9 protein-coding genes and 1 pseudogene are annotated in these 12335 nt (G+C 41.6%); 5 read left to right on the top strand and 5 right to left on the bottom strand.

Annotated elements, in window-relative coordinates; translation table 11 throughout:
- Window positions 1-73: 73 nt before the first annotated feature.
- Entirely contained in the window at window positions 74-709 is a 636-nt protein-coding gene (locus H6G40_RS05900; protein WP_069475147.1) for a peptidoglycan-binding domain-containing protein, read from the bottom strand.
- An 840-nt stretch (window positions 710-1549) separates the two neighbouring features.
- Here H6G40_RS05900 and H6G40_RS05895 point away from each other — a divergent pair.
- Window positions 1550-2674: a hypothetical protein gene (locus H6G40_RS05895; protein WP_069475146.1), complete on the top strand. Its 1125-nt coding sequence runs from the start codon at window positions 1550-1552 to the stop codon at window positions 2672-2674.
- Between the two features lie 362 nt (window positions 2675-3036).
- On the top strand, window positions 3037-4539 hold the full coding sequence (gene malQ, locus H6G40_RS05890) for a 4-alpha-glucanotransferase (RefSeq protein WP_069475145.1): 1503 nt from the start codon (window positions 3037-3039) through the stop codon (window positions 4537-4539).
- Window positions 4540-4809: 270 nt separating this feature from the next.
- On the opposite strand, the gene H6G40_RS05885 is transcribed toward malQ, so the two are convergent.
- The 4 genes from H6G40_RS05885 to H6G40_RS05870 form a co-directional block, all read right to left on the bottom strand.
- The gene (locus H6G40_RS05885; RefSeq protein WP_039899639.1) at window positions 4810-5235 is read right to left on the bottom strand and encodes a hypothetical protein; all 426 of its coding nucleotides are present in this window, start codon (window positions 5233-5235) and stop codon (window positions 4810-4812) included.
- A 133-nt stretch (window positions 5236-5368) separates the two neighbouring features.
- A complete protein-coding gene (gene argF / locus H6G40_RS05880) occupies window positions 5369-6295 on the bottom strand; it encodes an ornithine carbamoyltransferase (protein WP_190537400.1) in 927 nt (308 codons plus the stop codon).
- A 209-nt stretch (window positions 6296-6504) separates the two neighbouring features.
- Window positions 6505-9741, bottom strand: a complete 3237-nt coding sequence (locus tag H6G40_RS05875; protein WP_190537398.1) for a tubulin-like doman-containing protein — start codon at window positions 9739-9741, stop codon at window positions 6505-6507.
- Between the two features lie 2 nt (window positions 9742-9743).
- Window positions 9744-10700: a ribonuclease Z gene (locus H6G40_RS05870; RefSeq protein WP_002756024.1), complete on the bottom strand. Its 957-nt coding sequence runs from the start codon at window positions 10698-10700 to the stop codon at window positions 9744-9746.
- Window positions 10701-11486: 786 nt separating this feature from the next.
- Here H6G40_RS05870 and H6G40_RS23895 point away from each other — a divergent pair.
- From H6G40_RS23895 to H6G40_RS05860, 3 genes and pseudogenes are all read left to right on the top strand, one after another.
- A pseudogene (locus tag H6G40_RS23895) lies at window positions 11487-11715 on the top strand (putative toxin-antitoxin system toxin component, PIN family); the annotation flags it as partial.
- Window positions 11716-11791: 76 nt separating this feature from the next.
- The gene (locus H6G40_RS05865) at window positions 11792-12052 is read left to right on the top strand and encodes a type II toxin-antitoxin system Phd/YefM family antitoxin (RefSeq protein WP_002736246.1); all 261 of its coding nucleotides are present in this window, start codon (window positions 11792-11794) and stop codon (window positions 12050-12052) included.
- Complete coding sequence (locus tag H6G40_RS05860) at window positions 12045-12311, top strand: Txe/YoeB family addiction module toxin (RefSeq protein WP_069475142.1); 267 nt, start codon at window positions 12045-12047, stop codon at window positions 12309-12311. Before H6G40_RS05865 ends, H6G40_RS05860 begins: the two co-directional genes overlap by 8 nt.
- The last annotated feature ends 24 nt before the right edge of the window (window positions 12312-12335 follow it).

Raw genomic sequence — 12335 nt, 5'->3', positions numbered from 1 at the left:
GAGATAATCCTAAATACTGACTAAGTGATGAACGCGAAAGCAGGGAAAATTGCCAATACTGAGATTTAGTTTTTTAGCCCCTCACAACTTTACTTAGTTTACTTAGTGTTATCTGTCCACAAGTTCCATCAGGAGACAATCCATATTTGTTTTGGAACTCTTCAATTGCTTTTGTTAATTCTCTATCAAATTCTTCATTTTCAGTATTTCCTTGATATAGGGATGCTTTGGCAAGCATTTTTTTTAAGTCAGATACTCTTAAACTCCGTTGTGTTAGCTGAAATATTGTATTCATTTTTTGAGTTGCTAACTTTTTATCTTCTGGCAAACTATTTAACCATTCTAAATACTTTCTATTCTGATCATCTCTTGTTTTTCTGCGGTCTTCGGTTATTGAGTCTTCCAGTAAATCAACTAGACTCAGTTTATCTCTGATAAGTTCTTGAAGTTTATCTCCCACTTCATTGACTATCTGTTCTGTTTGCTGTTGGAGTTTTAATTCAATATCTCCAACTTTAAATTGATCGATATAAGAAATAGAAGCGGCGGCAAAAGACCCAAAAAACCAAAATATAGACTGTTTTCTTATCTCATTTTCTTTGCATAAGAAAAATGTATAGATAGCCATCATAAACGAAAAAAATGCAAATAAATATCCTATTAGTTCTAGTTTGCTAATATTTTTTTTACTATTGGAATTTTTAGTCATTAGATAATTTCCTCAATTATTTTGATCTTAATCAGAAACAGACTTGTTTAGATACTCCTAATCGCTTACTCTCTCCCTTTTTTTCTTTCCGATTCTAAGTAACTTATAACTTGGGAACATCTCATTTTTATACTTGTCCCTAAAACTGGTTTTTAGCAATCTGCGGGCAGCGACCTTTTGGCTTGTATTCCTCTCAGATAAACCAGTAATGAGACCGTTCATCAAAGGGGGAGTTAAACTCATTGAAAAGGTTTCGGTTGAACAATCTTCGCCGTCACTGTCCCCACAGCATACTGCTCCCTAAGAACAGCGATCGCACTTTAAATTCAAAAACACGCCACCGCCCTACCCGCCAAACCGATCTTCCGGTAATAGTCGGGAAAAGCAGACCCAGTGCTTTTTTATCTATAGAATTTTCTATCGATAAACCATGCCAAAAGGCTCTAATTATTTCCCCCTTATTCAACTATTCTGATTCTATCTCCGATAATCTCAACCAATGAGTTTTTTTTCACAAAATTTAACGATTAGCCGACAACGAATCGTAGAAATATCCAGCGATCGCTAAAGTGCTTAACAAAAGAAATTATAATCTTATCGATTTTGACCGTGCCACTATCCAAAGGAATAGATTAGATTTCTCGAAAAAACAGATGCGGGAAAATTACCGATCGATCACCCGAACTTTTTCCTTATCGGTAAAGATCGGGCGATTTGCCTATTCTTGCTATTCCTAATACATCCGAGAGCGCCCGTCCTGTCGAATTTATCTTTAAACCCTAACTATCCCCGTACAATTATCAGCATATCGATCATAAACCTTGAGATAGGTTGCACACCATGAGCGAATACCAATATTACGAATTCCAAGCTATCGATCGCCCCCTCACCCAAGAGGAAAGGGCTGCCATCTGCGAGCTATCGAGTCGCGTCAAACCGACGGCAACGACTGCCAGTTTCAACTATAGTTACGGCAATTTTCGCGGGGATCCCAAACAGGTGCTGGCTCGGTATTTCGATATCATGTACTACATCACCAACTGGGGAACACAGCAATTAATGTTTCGTTTTCCCACATCCCTGATCAACCGAGAAACAATTGAACTTTACTGTATCGATAATTATATCAGCTTATCTTTTGCGGGAGATTGGGCAATTTTAGATTGGGAATTTAGTCAAGAAGAAGGTTTTAATGACTGGATAGAAGGAGAAGGGATTCTATCGGAATTGATAGGATTACGCCAAGAAATTCTCCAGCAAGATTATCGAGGATTATATTTAGCCTGGCTGAAAGCTATTGACTTATCCGAGGGATATATAGACATCGATAAGACCCAACTAGAACCTCCTTTACCCCCCGGACTAGGGCAACTTTCTGCCGCTCAAAAGGCTTTTACGGAAATCTTTGAATTGGACGAACACTTATTAAATGTTGCTTGTGCATCCAGTGGTAAACTAACAACTATCTCGGAGCAAACTTGGCAACAAGCTATTAGCCAATTATCGGCTTCTGAACGCGAAGATTTCCTATTAAGATTGGCTAAAGGAGAACATAATTTATCTGCTAAATTCAAACAAAAGCTATCTCAATTAATCCCTAATTCTCCTGCTTCTAACCAGCCTCGACGCACGATCCAAGAACTTCTTGAGGCTGCTGCTGAGGAAGGAAAAAAGGCAGAAAAACGGCGACAACAAGAAGCGGAAGCCAAGCGAATTGAGGAACTACAAACTTTAGCTAAACGGGAAGCGCAAGTTTGGCAGCAAGTCGAGTCCCTAATTCAGAAAGCTCAGTCTAAATCCTACGATGAGGCTGTTAAATTGTTGGTCAAATTAAGAGATTTAGCCGAATATCAAAACCGGTTGCCCGTTTTTCAAGAGCGCCTGAACCGGATTTACGAGCAGTACAGTAACCGGTCTGGGTTGAAGAGGAGGTTACAAGAAGTGGGACTTACTGACAGTAAGTGAATCGCTCTTGAATTTTCGGCGGCTGCATCTCAATTTGGTCGAAATATCTATATTACATTTTGGGCGCACGCAGTTCGATCAACTCACTGACCACGATGCGCCCCTATCATTGGCGCAATAACTGACAAGCGATCGGTTTTTCCTCCGGGGTAACGTGGAACGTGATCCGAAGGAATCTTTTTAACTGGAAAGACGATCTGTTAATGTACGGCTGTAATGCCTCATTTTGTCCTATAGGTCTAATAAAGTTGTTAAGTATTGCCGTTATCGATCGAGATCGGGTTAGCTTGGAGATAGCAGTGAGCATTCAGCTTTAAACACTTAATAACTGCTAACCGAATCACTGATAAGGGGGTTTTTTCATGGCTTTTAGCCGTTCTAGCGGTATTTTGCTTCATCCCACCAGTCATCCTGGCCGTTACGGGATTGGAGAACTAGGTAGGGAAGCCTATCAATTTATCGATTTTTTGGCTCAAAGTGGTCAAAAACTCTGGCAAATTCTCCCTTTAGGCCCCACAGGGTACGGTAACTCTCCCTACATGAGTTTTAGCGCCATTGCCGGCAATCATCTCCTGATTAGTCTCGATCTTCTTCGGGAGAAAAACCTGCTTAGTGACGCAGATTTCGAGGATATTCCCGATTTTCCCCTCGATCAAGTGGATTTTGAGCGATTGATCGCTTGGAAAATTCCCCTACTTAGAAAGGCGGCGAGCAATTTTGTCAAGGGTTCTGACACAATTCTTTACAAACAGTTTGCCGGCTTTTGTGATGGCAATGCCGATTGGTTGGAGGATTACGCCCTATTTATGGCTTTATCCCACGCTTACCAGGGTAAAGCATGGATGGAATGGCCGACAGAAATTCGCGAACGTCATTGGGGTGCGTTGGAAACACCGAAACAGGAGTTACAAGAGGAGATTTTTCTGCACAAATTCCTGCAATTTGAGTTTTTTGAGCAGTGGTTAGCCCTAAAACGCTATGCTAACTCCCTCGGTATCGAGATTATCGGTGATATCCCCATTTATGTCTCCCATAATAGCGCCGATGTTTGGGCAAATCCGCAGGTTTTCCGACTAGATACCCAAACCGGTAATCCCTTGGAAGTGGCCGGGGTTCCCCCGGATTATTTCTCAGAAACGGGGCAATTATGGGGCAATCCTCTTTATAACTGGGATTATCTCAAAAATACGGGCTTTGACTGGTGGGTACGCCGTTTAAAAGGGGTTCTTTCCCTAGTCGATATTATCCGTATCGATCATTTTCGCGGATTAGAGGCCTATTGGGCGGTGGCTTTTGGCCAGGAAAACGCTATTAATGGTCATTGGCTCAAGGCCCCGGGTTATGATCTCTTTAATACTATTGGCGCTCGTTTAGGTAAATTGCCGATTATTGCCGAAGATTTGGGCGATATTGACCAAGCAGTCCTAGATTTTCGCGATCACTTTGCTTTCCCGGGGATGAAGATTCTCCACTTCGCTTTTGGGGGTGATGCGGGTAATCCCTATCTTCCTTTTAACGTCGAACGCAACTGTGTGATTTATACCGGCACTCACGATAATAATACTACTGTGGGCTGGTTTCAGGATAACGCCAATGACTACGAAAAAGCGCGACTATATCAATATCTTGGCGCTCCCAGTGGTCAGGGAGTGGCTTGGGATCTGATTCGACTGGCCTATAGTTCCGTGGCTAATCAGGCGATCGTACCGTTACAGGATGTGTTAGGTTTAGGATCGGATGCGCGGATGAATACCCCCAGTGTCGCAGAAGGGAATTGGTCATGGCGCTATCGTCAGGAAGCTTTAACCGGAGAATATAGCGATAGATTGCGAGATTTAGTCAATCTTTTTGGCAGAAATCGTTAAATAGCGTTTGCGGCAAAAAGCTTTTCCTGGGGGCAGGGTGTGGGGTGTGGGGTGTGGGGTGTGGGGTTTTACCGATTTTGAGGTAGTCAATTACCTAATTTTCAGGGAAAAAGTACCTGAATTTTCCCCCCGATCCCCGCAACGGCTGGCACTTTTTGAGGAAAAAAAAGTCTAAAAGTCTTATCCAACAAGGTTTTTAGATTTATTCAGCAGACCCTAAATATCAACCCTTTTGTCGAGACGTTACCCCTAACGTCTCTTTTTGTCCGGTTAATGTGAGGGAGAATTTTTTAGCAATCTTTGCCGGATGCGATCGAGATTTTCTCGACTATTGACAGGTAAATGGGGTAAGGGTAATTCTAAATTGGGCCAATTACTCAAATCATGGCAGGGACAGGATAAACCCGATTGGCCCAGCACTTCAATTGGTACAGGTATAGTACAACGAGCGCAGGGATGAAATTCCCATTGAGGGGAAAGTAAGTCTTGGATGGTTTGTTGAGTACCCTCTAGGTAACAATCGCCACTTTGAGGATCAAGCATTTTTTGCCAACAATCTTCAAACTCCGACGAATAGCGATCAGCATTGAAAATTGGCAGCGGAAATAGCATAGCTTGGTTTTTGGGACAAATAACTTTTTTTCCCAATTGAAACCAATGGGCGAGATATTTTTTAACGGCGGAGGTGTCTGACATATAGTTAGGTGTGGAGGCTGCCCTGATTATTGCTCTTACCATCAATCCTAGCGTTAACTTCCGGTGTCGGACAGGTCTTAGGATGATTGATGATCGAGTTTAATAATTATTTTAGGTAACTGAGCATCTGCAGCTAGATTAATCCCAATAAACTCACCATTAAAGCTTTTTGGGCGTGCATCCGATTTTCCGCTTGTTCCCAGACTTTTGATTGTACACCCTCGATCGCCCCGTCGGTAATTTCTTCGCCCCGGTGAGCAGGCAAACAATGGAGAATAATCGCGTCTTTGTCAGCGTGACTCATTAGCTGTTCATTGACTTGGTAGGGCTGAAAAACGGGAATTCGGGCATCAGCGAGGCTTTCCTGTCCCATACTTGCCCAGACATCAGTATAGACTACCTGAGAGTCTTTTACGGCCGTAACGGGATCGTCGGTAATCAAGATTTTACTACCGGTTTTCTCGCCAATAGCCTGGGCGCTGGCGACAATTTCCCCATCGGGTTGATAGTTTGCAGGGGAGGCAACCCGCACATTTAACCCCATCAAAGCACCACCCAAGAGGAGAGAATTAGCGACATTATTACCATCCCCCACATAGGTGAGGTTAATTCCCCGTAAAGTCTGAAAAGTCTCTTGGATAGTCTGTAAATCGGCTAATATCTGACAGGGATGTTCTAAATCCGTTAAAGCGTTGATAATCGGGATGCGCGAGTAATTGGCAAAAGCTTCTAAATCCTCTTGTTTAAAGGTGCGAACCGCGAGAATATCGAGATAGCGATCGAGTACCCGGGCTGTATCGGCTAAGGGTTCCCCGCGCCCCACTTGGGTTACACTGGGGTTAAGATCGATCACCTGTCCCCCTAACTGGTACATGGCGACGGTAAAGGAAACCCGGGTCCTGGTGGAAGCTTTATAAAATAGCAATCCTAAGACTTTTTTGCAGCTAGGGTTAAGAGTGCCAGCTTTAAGCTGTGCCGATAGATTGAGTAGGGCGCTGATTTCTTGGCTACTCATGTCGGTTATTCTTAAAACATCTCGTCCTTTTAAAGTGGCTACCATTGGTTTTTCTCTCGATAAACAGGGGTCTTGATTGGGTTTTATGGCAGTTAGCGATTAGCAAAAATCTTGGGTAAAGACCTTATTATAATCCAGTTTTTTCGCTATTAGGCAATTTTTCCCGAAAATTTTCACTTTGGGGGATGTTAGTCCAGCTAACACCCCCACTTTTTCTGTTATCCGAGGACTAAAAACAAGCAATTGCCTAATTTCTACTTAACTAATTTTGCCCCACACTTAGAACAAAAATTAGACGAGGGCGGGTTTTTATGTCCACAATTACCGCAGATAATTAAAGCTGGGTTAGCCACTTCCGTCACCGGAGAAAGAGGAATTTCTCCAGCGCTATCCAACTTATAGTTATGGATTAACTGCAAAATAATTGCATCTTCCCGTTTATATTCTGTATTGTCTTTTCCTCCTGTTAACTCCTCGGAACGTTGTTGTAAATATTCAATGAAAGTCCGATACAAAGCTTGTTTTTTCTCCGGAGTAGCTGCAGCCTGTAACTTAGCTGTCACCTGACTTTGAATTTTTTCCTTATCTTCGCGACAAGCTTTTACTTCTAACACCTGTACCGCATCTTCCCAACTGGTGGCGATATCGACTTTTTTTAATCCCGTTGCGGTTTTAATTTCATAGCGAATTGTTTTCTCATTAGTGACTCGATTGACTTCTGGGAAAAGCACTTTCAAAGCTCGGGCTGTTACCACCAATTGATAAATACTCGGATCTTCGGGAAAAACATCCCAGAAAGGCGGTTCCTTTTGGATATGCACGGGGATGGGTAAATCGCGATTTTCCCCCATTTGTTGGGCGCGTTTGGCGAGAATAAATTCTCCTTTCCAGTCCTGATAGGATTGGCGCAACTCTCGCATTCCCTCGAGACAACGTAGGGAAAAACCGCCAATTTCCTGCACGAAGACAAGACGATATTTTTCCACGTCTCCCAAGGGTTTAATATCGTCTTCGTTGGCAATAAATTCCCGCAGTTTCGGAATAATTTTTTGGGCTGCCGGGTTACTGGTATTTCTTCCCCCAATCAGGGCCACATTTTGATTTAATTGGGGTGTAAAACCCGCATCTTTTCCCCGCAAAACCGCAGGATTAAGCATAATTAGGGGTCGCGATTTTTGGTAGGCAATGCGAAGATTATTGATAATATCGGCATCGTTGTTATAGATTTTTAACAAGCGATCACAAGCGGCCAATTCCTTCTGAATGCGACTACTAGCGGGAGCATTTTGTAGGAGTTGATTAGCTTGGTTTAGGATAACTTTTTGAAAATCACCTTGACGAATATCAGCAATCTCGGTGATGTCAAATAAACGCATATTTTCATCGGAGCGCCGCGTTTCTTTCCAGAGGGGACTAGATTGCTTTAAAATCTCTTCTGAGAGAGGTAAACAAAGGTTATCCATACCCGTATCGTAGGCGTTTTTGTTACCAGCAATCCCCGAAGCAAATTGTTCGATAAAGTCTTGATAAAGACCATTTAATTCTTGTCTATCAAATAATTTAATCCCATTAATTAACAAAGCATCGGCACTATCAATCTGTTGGTTAGCTTGCAGATTAAATAGATCGCGACTTTGAATTAACTTCTGACGAAAGCGATTAAAACGGCTTTCTAATTGATTAAGATGTTCCAGTAAACGATTAATAACCTCTACTCCCGCACCTCTGGTTTTTCGTTGAATATTGGCCATTAAATAGCCTTCCAATCCCGTTAAAGCTTGTTCACAATATTCTTCCATCTTATCTTTTTTTGAGATATGAAGTTTATCTTTCATATCATTAATTTCTGCCAAGGCTGTGTCGTATTCTCGTTGACGTTTACTTTCGTTTTGACTCCAAACCTGTTCTTGATCGCGACGGAATTTTTCCGCTATGTCGGTGAAGATTTGTCGTACTAAAAAAATAAAACTCTCGGCAAATTTTACCCCACGGTTCCGATCCTCAAGGATATTATAAAACTCCATTTCTAGGGACTTTTTACCCCGTTGAATAATTTCATCTCGGTTACTATAAATCTTTTTCAGATAATCGCCGTGCATCCGTTCATCGGGACTCAATTCTAGTAAATGATTGCGTTTAAATTCCTCGACTCTTGGCGTTAAATAATCATTAATAAACTGCAGAATTTTTCCCTGTTCATTGCCTAAAATATTAACACCCTGTTTGGTACAAGAGAGCCAATTATCTTGATTGATTTCCTGACGAGTTTCGTTAATCCATTGGGAGATTATGGCAATTAAAGAGCGATCCTTGTCGGCACATAAATCCATAATTAATTCCCCTTCGCTCAAGCGCATTTTTTTGAGGATATCACCTCTTACTAAGTCCAACATTTGAGCGGGTAAAATCACGGAATCATTCAGCCACCAATTAATTAAATCTTTGGCTAAACGTTCCGATAAGGAAGCACGAATTTGGGCAATAGGAATTTCAATAGTTGATAGTCCAAAACTCATAAATTGCTTAGGATAACCGCGTCCCCCCGGGTCAGCTTGCGCCCAAGAACCCTTAATATTATCTCTAATAGAACGTTTATGGGGGGCAAAATCAGAGGTCATATCTAGGAAGATATTTTGGGCGATCATTTCCCGAATTTGACCGAGTTTAAAATCACCTTCGCCGTTTTTTGTCCCCACTAAATAGGTAAAATCAAAGGGGGGTAATTTACTAACCACTTCATCGACTAAACCGCTGCTAAACTGTTGCTGATATTCAGTTCTGTAGTCAGAAAAGTAATTCAATTCCATCAAGGCAGCGTAACCATTAGCCAAAACTCGATCGCCGACACTAATCCCCGCAAATGCTTCAGGAGTCGGAACAATTGCCGTACTCAAAGGACTACTTTCCCCTCGTAACCAATTACGAATACAGTAACCTAGATCGATTAACATTCCGCTACCCGTACCACCGTTTAAAGACCCCGTAGTAAAGACATTAATAGCACTATTACTAACTTTAATTCCATAGCGATCAAGCATAAAGTTTTCTTGTCCTTTTACCCGTCTCACCGCGTCTAGAAATTTTCTTTGGATCTCATGATAATTACAAAATAAAGCAAAACGACCACAGGCGCGAATTTGTCCCGCTCCCGCTTCCAGGGAAGTAATATTTCTCTCTAATTCCGGGGGAAACCAACTATTAATCCAGGGATATCTATCCATATCAGATACCATCTCCTGTACCTGTTTTCCACTCACCCGGGCCCAGTGTTTTTCGTTATCTTTAAAAGCACTGCCAGCAGCTTCAGGATTACTGATTTTATAATCCTTATCCGTGTCAACCACCAAAAAACTGACAATCGGAAAATTGCTCAAACTGCCATAACTTTCCTCGATTAAGCGACGCAAGCGCGATAAAATCTCGTTACCCGTGCCACCAATACCCACTAAAACCGTGGGAACCATGCTTTTTTCTTCTACTGCTGCTGGCATAATTACTTAACTCCTAAGGCGATTTCTTGACGGTTGCGGGGGACTTCGTAGGTGAGGAAATCGTAGGCTAATTTAGTGTTAGGAAAAATTGCCCGCGCTTCCTCTAACAGATTGGAAATATCCAGAGAATTCCCCGGTAGATAACGGGGACTAAAATGGGTCATTAATAACAATTTTACCTGGGCTGCCAAGGCCACCTGGGCTGCCATCGTCGAAGTGGAGTGAACACTTTCAAAGGCTAATCCGGCATCTTGGTGTGCAAAAGTCGCCTCATGAATTAGCACATCTGCATTTTGTGCCAATTCGATCGATCCTTCACAGAAAATAGTATCGGTACAGTAGGCAATTTTACGGCCGATTTCCGTTTCTCCGCAGAGGGACTGACCGCGAATTTTGCTGCCATCGGGGAGGGTGACAGTTTCTCCTTTTTTCAGCTTGCCGTAAATTGGTCCGGGGGGAATACCTAAAGCGTTGGCTTTTTCCACATCAAAACGTCCAGGACGGTCTTTTTCGGCGATACGATAACCATGGGCAGGAATACGATGTTTTAATAGCTGACAGGAGACGGTAAATTCTTCATCTTCGTAGAGTATGCCGGGGGAAATGGGATGGACACGCACCCGATTGGCTAAATTAGTATAGGAATACTTAGCACAAGCACGCAGATAGTCCCCTAGTCCGGGGGGTCCGTAGATATCAATATCCTGAGCAGAACCGGCTAATCCAATACTGGCTAACAATCCCATTAAACCAAAGATATGATCCCCGTGCATATGGGTGATAAAAATGCGTCGGATTTGGGAACTTTTCAGGTCGCTACGCAGTAACTGGTGTTGAGTTCCTTCTCCACAGTCAAACAGCCATATTTCCGCCCGTTGCGGCAAACGAAGGGCGATACTAGAGACATTACGCGAACGAGTGGGAACCCCGGAACTGGTTCCTAAAAAAGTAATCTCCACAGGATAGCTGTCAGGATAGAGGATTCTTTTTCTAGTCTAGGCTGTTTTTATCGATTTCTCGATCGAATTGCTGCTTTTCTGTATTTCATCACTTGAAAACAGGAAATCCCCTGATTTTGACCTAACTCTGCAATAATTACTCGCAGCCGGAAATACTTTGACGCACCCATCATACTTTGTGCTTTTTGTCAAAAAAACTTTTTTTTTGCAATAAAACTACACAAAAAAAAGATCATCGTTATGCGTGAAATTGACTAATTTACCCTTCTTAATTAGGATTACCCTGTAGATGTGGCAAGGGTTTCAACCATTGCTGCCCAAAAAAGCACAAAACAACCCATTATGAAATTCAGTAAAATCGCTGTGACCATCATAACATCGTTGTTAAATAAAAATCTTTCTCAATTAATTCTTAAGAATTTGTAAATATTGCGAAATGTTAATTTAAATATTCTCAAGTTTGTGGAGTCAATAAATAATTTTTGCTTATCTTTGTCCAAAATTGGGTTAGAAGTCAGTTATCAGTTATCAGCCGTAGCGACTGTCTTGATTGTCAAGGGGTAATTCAAAAAAACTCAAGCGGTTGCCGTAAAACTCAAAATCTCAAGCCGGAAAAAAGCGCAGCAAAAACTAAGTCGCTCAGGTTAAACCAAAGCAAGCGCAACCCTTGATCAGAGATAACAAAAAGTGTAAATCTCTAGGAACAAGGTGGTTGGGTTGAGCTATCATTATTGAGCAGGTATTACCAATCGGCTCACAAGGCGAAACCCAACCAAGATTGTGAAAATATTCCGGGAAGTTGTTGGGTTTCATGCTTCAACCCAAACTAGGAGTTTTACTCAGACTAATCGAGTTGTTATAGATACCAATGTTTTTATTAGTGCTTTACTCAATCCACTAGGAACACCCAGAAAAGTAATCAATCAGTCAATGTACCATTCTTCAGAGCAAGGCAACTTATCAAGAATTGGCAACGAGAATAAGCAAAAATAAATTTGACAAATATTTAGAAAAGGTGCTATTATCCTGAATAATAGTTGACTTGTGTTAGAATCGGTTGCACTCTTGTTGTTAATTTAAGGGATAGCTACATGAAAATTGTTACTGTTACTGAAGCCAAAGAACAAATTGATGAATTAGTGAATGATACCAATGATAATCATCAACCGATTTTGTTATCTGGTACGAAAAAGAATGCTATTTTAATTGCTGAGGAAGATTGGAACTCTATTCAAGAAACGCTTTATTTGTATTCTATTCCTGGTATGGTAGATTCAATTATTGAAGGTGGCAACACTTCTATTGAAGATTGTGTGGATGAGGCGGGTATCAGAGCAATTTTAAATGGATAATTGGCAGTTGGTTTTTACCAAACAAGCGAAAAAAGATGCTGAAAAGCTGGCTCGTACTTGGTTGGCAAAACAAGCTAACGAGTTATTAAATATTCTTAAGTCAAATCCGTATCAATCTTATCCTGTTTATGAGAAACTCAGTGGCGATTTAGCGAGCTATTATTCCCGAAGTATTAATATTCAGCATCGTTTGGTTTATCAGGTTATTCCAGAAGAGAAGGTTGTCAAAGTTATACGGATGTGGACTCATTATGAATAACCCCTCTTATTTATTTTACACTGG

Source organism: Microcystis viridis FACHB-1342, assembly GCF_014698335.1.
Lineage (GTDB): Bacteria > Cyanobacteriota > Cyanobacteriia > Cyanobacteriales > Microcystaceae > Microcystis > Microcystis ichthyoblabe_A.
This window is presented reverse-complemented; position numbering and strand designations above follow the sequence as displayed.

Excerpts from the sequence above, each read along its gene's own strand:
- H6G40_RS05900 (WP_069475147.1), bottom strand. The coding sequence starts at position 709 with ATGACTAAAAATTCCAATAGTAAAAAAAATATTAGCAAACTAGAACTA.
- H6G40_RS05895 (WP_069475146.1), top strand. The coding sequence starts at position 1,550 with ATGAGCGAATACCAATATTACGAATTCCAAGCTATCGATCGCCCCCTC.
- malQ (WP_069475145.1), top strand. The coding sequence starts at position 3,037 with ATGGCTTTTAGCCGTTCTAGCGGTATTTTGCTTCATCCCACCAGTCAT.
- H6G40_RS05885 (WP_039899639.1), bottom strand. The coding sequence starts at position 5,235 with ATGTCAGACACCTCCGCCGTTAAAAAATATCTCGCCCATTGGTTTCAA.
- argF (WP_190537400.1), bottom strand. The coding sequence starts at position 6,295 with ATGGTAGCCACTTTAAAAGGACGAGATGTTTTAAGAATAACCGACATG.
- H6G40_RS05875 (WP_190537398.1), bottom strand. The coding sequence starts at position 9,741 with ATGCCAGCAGCAGTAGAAGAAAAAAGCATGGTTCCCACGGTTTTAGTG.
- H6G40_RS05865 (WP_002736246.1), top strand. The coding sequence starts at position 11,792 with ATGAAAATTGTTACTGTTACTGAAGCCAAAGAACAAATTGATGAATTA.
- H6G40_RS05860 (WP_069475142.1), top strand. The coding sequence starts at position 12,045 with ATGGATAATTGGCAGTTGGTTTTTACCAAACAAGCGAAAAAAGATGCT.